This window comes from Flavobacterium rakeshii (assembly GCF_009741375.1).
GTDB classification, from domain to species: Bacteria; Bacteroidota; Bacteroidia; order Flavobacteriales; family Flavobacteriaceae; genus Flavobacterium; species Flavobacterium rakeshii.
The window spans coordinates 1-6,362 of sequence record NZ_WOWP01000046.1; the positions used below are offsets into that span (position 1 = coordinate 1).

Annotated in this window: 6 protein-coding genes; 2 read left to right on the forward strand and 4 right to left on the reverse strand. The window is 40.6% G+C overall.

The window, feature by feature from the left end; genetic code table 11:
* Positions 1–175: 175 nt before the first annotated feature.
* Positions 176–775, reverse strand: coding sequence for an HPP family protein (locus GN157_RS12030; RefSeq protein WP_157483640.1), 600 nt, complete (start codon positions 773–775; stop codon positions 176–178).
* A 448-nt stretch (positions 776–1,223) separates the two neighbouring features.
* Between GN157_RS12030 and GN157_RS12035 the strand changes: the two genes are divergently transcribed.
* Positions 1,224–1,484, forward strand: a complete 261-nt coding sequence (locus GN157_RS12035) for a hypothetical protein (RefSeq protein ID WP_157483641.1) — start codon at positions 1,224–1,226, stop codon at positions 1,482–1,484.
* Between the two features lie 4 nt (positions 1,485–1,488).
* On the opposite strand, the gene GN157_RS12040 is transcribed toward GN157_RS12035, so the two are convergent.
* From GN157_RS12040 to GN157_RS12050, 3 genes are all read right to left on the reverse strand, one after another.
* Positions 1,489–3,309: a chloride channel protein gene (locus tag GN157_RS12040; protein ID WP_157483642.1), complete on the reverse strand. Its 1,821-nt coding sequence runs from the start codon at positions 3,307–3,309 to the stop codon at positions 1,489–1,491.
* Positions 3,310–3,395: 86 nt separating this feature from the next.
* Entirely contained in the window at positions 3,396–4,061 is a 666-nt protein-coding gene (locus tag GN157_RS12045) for a DNA alkylation repair protein (RefSeq protein ID WP_157483643.1), read from the reverse strand.
* A complete protein-coding gene (locus GN157_RS12050) occupies positions 4,058–4,648 on the reverse strand; it encodes an acyl carrier protein phosphodiesterase (protein ID WP_157483644.1) in 591 nt (196 codons plus the stop codon). The genes GN157_RS12045 and GN157_RS12050 overlap by 4 nt, the downstream gene beginning before the upstream one ends.
* Before the next feature lie 161 nt (positions 4,649–4,809).
* Between GN157_RS12050 and glmM the strand changes: the two genes are divergently transcribed.
* Entirely contained in the window at positions 4,810–6,198 is a 1,389-nt protein-coding gene (gene glmM, locus GN157_RS12055) for a phosphoglucosamine mutase (protein ID WP_157483645.1), read from the forward strand.
* Positions 6,199–6,362: the final 164 nt, after the last annotated feature.

Below are 6,362 nucleotides of genomic sequence, written 5' to 3' on the forward strand. Positions count from 1 at the left end.
AAATTACTTCTTTCGGCTAAACCATCTGAACTCGGCTATCGCCTCAAACAGCAGATGCTTTTTTACGCCTCTTTCACTAATTTACTTTACGCCTTTAAAAACCTAATGCCGTTTGCTTACTCTTGCTGTCGTCATCCTGACGTTAGGAAGGATCTCATTCAAAACAATAACCGATTTACTTTTTTTGGGTTAGCCTTTTGTATATCTGCTTGTATTTTTTTCGGGCGGTGTGCGACGGGTACTTTCTGTAAGGGGTAAGGTTATTAAAAATAAGTGCTATGGCAAGCAGTATTAAACATCCCGAAAGTACAGGTGATAGTACATACATATAACCCAGTGCTTTTATTTGTGGTGAGGCTGTTGCTGCGATTAATGCTGTTGCGCCACCGGGTGGATGAAGGGTTTTGGTTATCTGCATCATTACAATGGATAATGATACGGCAAGCGGAGCGGCAACCCATAGCAAATCGGGGAATATTTTTTGTACCGTTACGCCAATTATGGCCGATATAACGTGTCCGCCAATTAAGTTACGCGGTTGTGCTAACGGGCTTTCAATTACCCCATATACCAATACGCAGGTGGCACCAAAAGATCCTATTAAGAACACCAACTCTCTTTCAGGCATTAATCCGTACTGCAAATAGGCAATTATACCTAAACCTATAAATGAGCCTGTAAAAGCCCAAAAATGTTCTCTAAAGTCTACTAAAGTTTCTCTGTATAAAACGTAGCGGGTTTTGCGATAGGTTTTTTTAATCTTTTTTATTGGCATGAACGTGAATGATGTTATAAAATTTGTGCAAAGATAGCGGGATATTTGCTTATCATTCTTAATAAAAGAATCTATTTACTTCACGCCATCAAAACCGAATGACGTTTGCTTACTCTGTCGTTCTATTCTCTATTGTCATTCCGATACGGAACGCAGTGTAGTGAGGAATCTCTGAACTTTGAATAGAGATGAGATGTCTCCTGTGGTCGACATGACATACTGAACGTAATGAAGGTTAAGGTTTTGTCCTTTTGTCTTGACACAAAACAACGAAAAAGTCAAGGCTATAAATTCTCTCATTCGGCTAAACCATCTGAACTCGGCTCTCGCCTCAAACAGCACATGGTCTTATTTAAGGTTTATTATTTAAAATCTTGTTTGCTCAATTAACCTGCTCAAAATTCTGATTTCCAATAGCTTTTATGTACATTTACTAAAATCGAATATTATGTACAGTTACAAAGAAGCGGTTTACCTGGTTGATTATTATAAGGATAAGGTAATAGGTAAGCCTATAATACCAAGCAGTAAAAAACTGATTGACCTTGTAGAGGTTGAAAACAGAAATAACGATTCTTACAGCGTAAAATGTGTGGTGACCGAACAAAAAGGTGCCAACCTGTTTAGGGACATACATGCCATTAGTAAGGAACTGGAACTTACCGAACCGAAAGCGGTTTTATCTCAATGGGAGGGTAACGGCGCTTAGGCTGTTACTCAATAATCATCTCGATGTGCTTATCCCTGTAGTCTTTGAGGATTTTTGACTTAAACACCAGTCCGTAAAACTTATCGTCTTTCAGTATAGGGTAGTATTCGGCCTTAGTGGCGTCAAACTTATCCATTATCATTTCTACCGAATCTTCCAGCGATACGGTATCGCCCACCGGACTCATAAGTTCTTCCAGTTTGGAGTACTTTATTTTAAACGGACTAAAGGCTATGTGCCTTATGGTGTTAAAGTCTATCATACCCACCAGTCGTTTTTTCTCGTCTACTACAGCAAAAATACTCTGGTTAGTGGTGCTAAGCAGTTGTATAACATCGTCTGGTGTTTGGGTAGGCAACAGTGTTGGAACATCAGTAGTCACTACGTTAAGTATGTCAATGGAGTTAAGTACGTTTCTGTCTTTGTCAGATGTAAATACCTCACCCTTATCGGCCAGGTGTTTTACGTCCATTGAGTGTACCTCAAATTGTTTTGATACTGCAAAACTGATGGAAGACACTATCATTAGCGGAAGCATAAGGCTGTAACCACCGGTAATCTCCCCAATAAGGAATATGGCTGTTAGCGGCGCGTGGAAAAGTCCGCTCAAAATACCCGCCATACCTACTATAGTAAAGTTACCCACAGGCAGGTCTTTATCCAGTCCTGTAAGGGTAATAAGTTTGGCTACAAAGAAACCAAGGTACGATCCTACAAATAGGGAAGGGGCAAAGTTACCACCATTACCACCGCAGGAAAGCGTTAACCCCGTTGCAAATACCTTTAACAACATGGTAACCCCTGCAAACAGCAGTAGTATCCAGGCGTTGTCTTTAAGGCTTTCCACAAGGGTGTTTTCCATAATGGCTTCGGGGTTTAGTCCCGATAGTACTTTAAGGCTTTCATACCCCTCACCAAACAAGGTAGGGAAAAAGAAAATAAGTATTGCCAGCGGAATGGCGCCATATAATGCCTTGCGGTACTGTCCCATTTTAGTGCGGGCAAAATGTTCCTCTATACGCTGAAACGTACGGGCATGGTATAACGATACAAAACCTGCCAGTATACCCAGCAGTACGTAGTAATGTATATTGTGATAGTCAAACGACTGTTCTTTAGGGAAGGTAAGTAATACCTCTTCGTTAAGTACAATGGTAGAAACCAGTGCACCTGTAGCAGCCGATATCATAATTGGGATAAAGGCGGTTATGGTAACATCGGTAAGTACTACTTCTATGGCAAAAAGTACTCCGGCAATAGGAGCATTAAACGCTGCGGCAATACCGGCAGCCACACCACAGGCAAGTAGTAGTATCCTGTCTTTTTTAGAGAGCTTATATTTTTGTGCAAAGTTAGACCCAAAAGCCGCACCCGTAATGGTAATGGGCGACTCAAGTCCTGCCGATCCTCCTAAACCTACGGTAAGGGAACTGGTTAGTATTTGGGCATACATTTGCGTACGCGGAATAATACCACCCTTCTTGGCTACAGCATAGAGTATGCGTGAGCTTCCTTTCTCAATTTTATTGTTAAGTACCCTGCGTACTACCCATACCGTTAGTACTATACCTACAATAGGCAGTATACTGTTAATAAACGGAAGCTTAAGGTAACTGTTTACGTAGTTGGCAAAACGGAAAACATTATGGGCAAACCCTTTAAGTATAATTACCGCAAACCCTGTGGTGATTGATACTAATACACACGACAGGTATATAAAATGCCTTTCGGACAAAAGGCTTTTAAGTAAAAAAAACAGGGTTTCAAGACGCCTAAAGTTATTTCTTAAAAATAATCTGATTTTAGAAATCGTTCTTTTGGGCATTGCGTTTCACAAGGTTTTAATTGAGGAAAATAATTGAAAAAATAAAAATGCTAAGGTACTGCATTTGTAAATTATTTTCGACTAAATCATAAATTTTTTAACGCTTCTCTCGTGCTTAGGGGTTTAAGTGCTGCTGTTGTTACGAATTCCCTAACGGCATCAGGATTGGTTTTTCCGTACTCGCGTAGTGCCCAGCCTATTGCCTTTTGTATAAAAAACTCCTTGCTGTCCTTGTGTTTTAGGCATTGTTCAAACAAAATCGTCTGATTGGTATCTTTTTTATATCCCAACTGAAACAGAATTGTAGTACGATTTAGCCACATGTTGTCACTGTTGGAAAAACGATCTATAACTACTGTGGTTTCTTCGGGGAACTGTTGCAGGTAACCACCCGCTAAATATTTGGCAATAGTATCTACAGTATCCCACCAGGAGTGGTTTATAATAAGGAACTCTATAAGGTGAATGTCATCTTTTACAAACTTCTTTTTAAGCTCTTTGGTAAGTAGCTCTACAGCACAGTAGTGGTAATCCCTTTTTTCTTTGGCATATAGGGCACGGGCTATATCACGACAGTCGGTTTTAATTTCGTTCTTATGGTTAACGCAGGCTTCCTTAAATATAACCCTCCTGTCGTTTGTTTTCAATCCGTAAAAACTAAACAGTCCGCGCAAGTAGTTGTGCATGTACAGTGCGTTTTCGACATTGGTATTTGCCTCAAATCCGGCAGTAAGTTCCTGTATGAATGTCATATCCCCAGTTCGGTTTTTTTATCTGTCACAAATTTCTGCATATCCTCAAAAAAAGCAAAAAATTCCTGTTCGTATTCGGTGTAATATTCCTGTAGTTGCACTCCGGCGTTTGTCATGCCCGATTTGTGCTTGGTGCGGTAATCCATTTGCATCAGTATAAAACTGATTCCCTCAATGGTGGCATACTTGCTAAGCCAGTCTTCCTTTTTAAGGTGTACCATCATGCGCTGGGTACGCGGTGCCAGTATATCATAATTATCATCAAGGCTTTTGTAAAACGCAGCGGCATATTGGGGCAGGGGCATGTTGCAGTACCTGTTCCAGTTTTTTGCCAGCAGATGATCGTAAAACATGTCCATTATAACCCCCGAATAGTGATGGTAGTGTTTATGCAGCCTTTTTGTTCCCTGTCGGAAAATAGGGTGGGCATCGGTATGGCTGTCAATAGCCCTGTGCAGCAATATGCCTTTTTGCACATTGGGCGGAAAGTGGTCTATTTTGTTTCCCTGTATGGCATCGGCCATGAAATTGCCTATTTTAACAAGGTCGTTATCGCCCGAAAGGTATATGTGTGCCAAAAAGTTCATAGGCACAATTTAGGGATAAGTTTAATAGCAATCAATAGTAAAAACGGGCAATTACGGGATTATCGTAATTTGTTAGTTAAAAATATGTTTAGGATTGAGCTTAAAAAAACTGCATTGCTATCTTTGTGGTGTAAAATAGAACCTGCTAACTAAATTTTATAATGACGTTAATTAAATCAATATCAGGGATTAGGGGAACCATAGGTGGTAAAACCGGAGATAACCTAACACCCGTAGATGCTGTAAAATTTGCCTCTGCTTACGGTACGTGGCTAAAATCACAAAGCAATAAAGAAAAACTTACTGTAGTTATAGGGCGTGATGCCCGTATATCAGGACCTATGATTCATAGCCTGGTAATGAACACTCTTGTAGGGCTTGGTATAGATGTGGTTGATTTAGACCTTTCTACTACGCCTACGGTTGAGGTTGCCGTTCCGTTGGAGCAGGCAGACGGTGGTATTATACTTACTGCCAGCCATAACCCAAAACAATGGAATGCTCTTAAACTGCTTAACGAAAAAGGGGAGTTTCTAAGCGGTGCCGATGGTGCAAAGATTTTAGAGATTGCCGAAAGCGAAGCGTTTGATTTTGCCGATGTAGATAACCTGGGCGAAATTACATCAAACGATGCCTTTATGGATATTCATATTGATGAGGTGCTAAACCTGCCGCTTGTGGATGTGGAGGCTGTTAAGGCTGCCAAGTTCAAAGTAGTGGTAGATGGTGTAAATTCATCGGGTGGAGTTATTATCCCTAAACTACTGGAACAAATGGGAGTAGAGGTGGTAAAGCTGTACTGCGAGCCTAACGGACACTTTCCACACAACCCTGAGCCTTTAAAAGAACATCTTGGTGATATTTGTGAGCTTGTGGTTAAGGAGAAAGCACACTTTGGTGTTGTGGTTGACCCGGATGTAGACCGACTTGCTTTTATTAGTGATGACGGAGAAATGTTTGGTGAGGAATATACCCTTGTGGCTGTTGCCGATTATGTATTGAGTAAAACTCCGGGGAACACGGTAAGTAACATGTCGTCTTCACGAGCGCTTAGAGATATTACCGAAAAACACGGCGGTACCTATGAAGCAAGTGCTGTAGGTGAGGTTAATGTTGTGGAACTGATGAAGAAAAACAATGCTGTTATAGGTGGCGAAGGTAACGGTGGTATTATTTACCCTGAGCTTCACTACGGTCGTGATTCACTGGTGGGTGTTGCCCTTTTCCTTACGTACCTTGCCGGAAAGAATATGAGCGTTGCTGCTCTTAGAGCCAGTTACCCTCAGTATTACATGAGTAAAAATAAAATTGAGCTTACGCCACAAATTAATGTAGATGCTATTTTAGAAGCTATGGCTACTAAGTATGCTAACGAAGATATTTCTACTATTGATGGGGTGAAAATTGATTTTGCAGAAGAGTGGGTACACCTTAGAAAATCGAACACTGAGCCTATTATCAGGATTTATACCGAAGCTAAAGGACAGGACAAAGCCGATGCCCTTGCTGTTAGGATTATAGATGAGATTAAACAGGTAGCGGGAATTTAATAAGCTATTCACATATTGAATTATATAAAGCCTTCCTTTTTAGGGAGGCTTTTTTTGTGGTTTGACCTTGTTGTCATCCTGACGGCAGGAAGGATCTCATTCAAAATTTAAAATTCATCATTTATAATAGTGTTGTTTTATTGTCCTTTTGTCTTGAAACAAAA

Bases quoted from the DNA above. Each gene is read 5' to 3' on its own strand.
- GN157_RS12030 (WP_157483640.1), bottom strand. From the start codon at position 775: ATGCCAATAAAAAAGATTAAAAAAACCTATCGCAAAACCCGCTACGTT.
- GN157_RS12035 (WP_157483641.1), top strand. From the start codon at position 1,224: ATGTACAGTTACAAAGAAGCGGTTTACCTGGTTGATTATTATAAGGAT.
- GN157_RS12040 (WP_157483642.1), bottom strand. From the start codon at position 3,309: ATGCCCAAAAGAACGATTTCTAAAATCAGATTATTTTTAAGAAATAAC.
- GN157_RS12045 (WP_157483643.1), bottom strand. From the start codon at position 4,061: ATGACATTCATACAGGAACTTACTGCCGGATTTGAGGCAAATACCAAT.
- GN157_RS12050 (WP_157483644.1), bottom strand. From the start codon at position 4,648: ATGAACTTTTTGGCACACATATACCTTTCGGGCGATAACGACCTTGTT.
- glmM (WP_157483645.1), top strand. From the start codon at position 4,810: ATGACGTTAATTAAATCAATATCAGGGATTAGGGGAACCATAGGTGGT.